This is a genomic window from Bartonella raoultii, assembly GCF_019659805.1.
GTDB lineage: Bacteria > Pseudomonadota > Alphaproteobacteria > Rhizobiales > Rhizobiaceae > Bartonella > Bartonella raoultii.
This window is the reverse complement of sequence record NZ_JAIFRO010000018.1, coordinates 1-2,583: the sequence shown is the minus strand read 5'-3', so window position 1 is coordinate 2,583 and position 2,583 is coordinate 1. Positions and strand designations below refer to the sequence as shown.

Below are 2,583 nucleotides of genomic sequence, written 5' to 3'. Positions count from 1 at the left end.
CTCGTTTTCTTGGTTTTTTCTTTCTCTATATGAAGCTGTATTGGGATTTTGAGAAAGTTTTTGTTCCCTATCCTGTAAGATATGAGACCTTACACGAGAAATCATAGCTTTATCGCCTAAATTAATATTACGACCATTAAGGGTAGCTGCTCTTTGGCGAAGTTGATTAGCGGCATCGCGCTCTTCATAAACATATTGATCATCAAGTGCTGTTGTTGGGTCATCAATAGCGAATTGGTCTTGCATATTTGCAAGTGTTTGGAGTCTCTCAGCCATCACTCTCGCTTCTATTTCGGCAATTTTCATTTTAGATGTAAAAGCGTTTCTGGCTTTATCACTACCATGTATTCTTTTGTAATCGTCCCAATCAGAAAAGTCTTTTTCTTCTTTTTTAAATTCCGGATAAACTACCCCTCCTCCAACATCTGCTGCGCATTATAAGCCGCGTAATTCCAACATTGGTACCTTTTTTTCCATTAGAAAGTAATTTTTCCTGTGTAGCATGATCATTATCTGCAACAAACAAAATTACTCGATCTGGATATTTATCACGCATTACTCTACCTACACTTTTAAATTTCCAGAATCAAAGCCGCTACTACTGGCATATGAGTAATTTGTGCTACAGCAGAAGCTGTGCATATCCTTCTGCAATAAGGATAGGATTTTCTAAATCATTATTAAAGCGGATATTTCTACATTATTAGAACCGACAATCGTAAAACACTCATGTTTTTTCCATCTTTCATAAAAGACTTAAAGGTAGGATTAACCATTTGAAGCGTACTTAAATTATTATCTTTATCCCATAGTGGAATAATTAAATCTCCTGCAAAAATGTGCGTATATTAGGATTGCTTTTCTTTATTATTTTGCTTCCTCAACAGATTTTGCAACTCTCACACCTTGCTTTTTAATATCCTCTGGAAAATCGTCTGGAACCTCTCTTAAATCACTTGTCTGATTTATACCTTTAAGCTTACAATATGCATTATCTTGAGTTGCTATTTTACTGGCTTTCCATATTTGAGAAGCTAACATTGCTGTGTTATTTTGTTTTTCAACAATCTCTTTTTGTAAAATTTCTTGCCGCTCTTTAACTTCTGGCCATCTTTTTTCTTCTAAAGATAAGAAGAAATAACTTTTTCTGGTTTCCAGTAAATTTTTCACCACGACGAAAATTTTGAATATAGCCTCCTCCTAGCGAAGGATAACCAATATAAGCACCACTTTTTGATTTTTTGTCATTTTCAACAGAAACACGATGCAATTTTCCATCCATAAGTGGATTTTCAACAATTAAACCAGCAGATGAAGCGCTCCTTAAATGTTGTTCCACGGATAAAACTGTATTTAATTTTGAATTATCATGAGAAAACGATCAAACCTTTTCAACTAAATTTGTACCAGCAGGAACATACCAAGATTTTGCATCTTATCCCACTTAGCCTAATTTTTTTGCTTCTTCTTTTGGGAATAAGGAACATCTAAAAAATCTTTTCTGTGTTATCTGCTTTATGATCATAATCAACAGATACAGATGGCTCTTTCTCAACATCAATAACTTTAATAGTTTCTAACCCATGATAAAATTTTTGATTTTTTCTGCTTCAAAAGCAGCTCTAAAATTTCTTTGATTATTTTGCATAACTTCAATCCATGAAGAAACATATGAAACATTATTACCGGATCATAACCTATACTCAATTCTTCCCAATCAGAAAGCAATAGTTGTTTTAAGCTTTTCTTTAGCATATCCTAAAGAACCTATAGTCATATCACGATTAAGCCTTGAAGTATGTCCTGTCCAATGTCAAGTTCATGTAATGCTGTGGCATAAAAGAGTCTTTGAATCAAATTGTTTTGTTTCTGGTAAAAGAGTATCAATATCACCACCACGATAAAGCGTGCTTTCTATCACCACTATCAATTTTTGCACCTGATGCAGCTAAAGTGCTTCTGCTCGTGCATATCTTATTTCCTCTGATAAAATAGGACGGATTCAATTGAGGTAATCCATCAATTTGTTCAGCATTAAATACTTTTGCTAAGAAAATACGAGGTTCAGAGTTTTTTAACGTCTCGTATTTTTTCCCATCTTCATCATAAAAATAAGTCTTCTCATCTTGTTTCCAATAAATAATATTTGTACTTTTCATACCTTTTTTAATTCTACAACCCATTTCATTCGCTTGCTGATATGTAAGCCAACGTGGATCAGTATATTTTTGGCTTGCAAGCCAAAGGCTATTAATACCGCTATATTTTTTACCTGTTTGTGGATTATAAGGAGACCTCGCACATCCAGGAGACAACGCTTGTTGCCATGGTGCTATTCCTTGTTGAAGTTGTGTGATGAAATAATCTGTTACGGTTTTAGCATATTCAAAGCTCATCTCTCCCCCTATTATACGTTATTAGAATTTTTAATTTAAGAAAAATCTGTAGCACACGAATCCCAAGCGTCTTCTTCTGAAAGTGCTGTTTCTGAAAAAACCCCATAACTTTCTGCTTCTTCTAAACTCAATGGAATTTGTACCCCGGGTATAAAAGCATCATTTACAGCTGAAGAAAGTATAGGAA

The 2,583-nt window shown here is 34.2% G+C and carries 4 protein-coding genes and 1 pseudogene; all 5 read right to left on the bottom strand.

From position 1 onward, the window contains the following. Positions 1-276: pseudogene (locus tag K3248_RS08905) on the bottom strand (zincin-like metallopeptidase domain-containing protein); the annotation flags it as partial. Between the two features lie 591 nt (positions 277-867). Continuing rightward, the gene (locus K3248_RS08900; RefSeq protein WP_246588441.1) at positions 868-1,170 is read right to left on the bottom strand and encodes a hypothetical protein; all 303 of its coding nucleotides are present in this window, start codon (positions 1,168-1,170) and stop codon (positions 868-870) included. Continuing rightward, a complete protein-coding gene (locus K3248_RS08895) occupies positions 1,097-1,339 on the bottom strand; it encodes a hypothetical protein (RefSeq protein WP_246588433.1) in 243 nt (80 codons plus the stop codon). Before K3248_RS08895 ends, K3248_RS08900 begins: the two co-directional genes overlap by 74 nt. 550 nt (positions 1,340-1,889) lie before the next feature. Next, complete coding sequence (locus K3248_RS08890) at positions 1,890-2,396, bottom strand: ArdC-like ssDNA-binding domain-containing protein (RefSeq protein ID WP_246588431.1); 507 nt, start codon at positions 2,394-2,396, stop codon at positions 1,890-1,892. A 35-nt stretch (positions 2,397-2,431) separates the two neighbouring features. Continuing rightward, positions 2,432-2,578 (bottom strand): conjugal transfer protein TraD, encoded by a 147-nt coding sequence (locus tag K3248_RS09385; protein WP_503826675.1) that lies wholly within the window; start codon positions 2,576-2,578, stop codon positions 2,432-2,434. Positions 2,579-2,583: the final 5 nt, after the last annotated feature.